Annotated in this window: 1 protein-coding gene; it reads left to right on the forward strand. The window is 33.9% G+C overall.

All coding sequences use genetic code 11. From position 1 onward, the window contains the following. Positions 1-87: 87 nt before the first annotated feature. Positions 88-224, forward strand: a 137-nt coding sequence (locus AKK44_RS08350; RefSeq protein ID WP_054279292.1) for a cold-shock protein, incomplete at its 3' end; no start/stop codon positions are given.

The raw sequence follows: 224 nt of genomic DNA on the forward strand, positions 1-224 counted from the left end.
TAAGTTTTCCGAGTAAAAGTATCAGTTCATTCTATGTTTTATCTCTTTGAAGTTTTTTGCAAATAAATATAAAGAGGTATACCCTATATGACACAAGGTACAGTAAAATGGTTTAACGCAGAAAAAGGCTTCGGCTTTATTTCACTAGAAGAGGGCGCAGAGGTTTTTGCTAATTTTTCAGAAATCCAAAAGGACGGTTTTAAATCGTTGGATGATGGCCAAAA

Origin of the sequence: Streptococcus phocae (assembly GCF_001302265.1) — a bacterium.
Taxonomy (GTDB): Bacteria; Bacillota; Bacilli; order Lactobacillales; family Streptococcaceae; genus Streptococcus; species Streptococcus phocae.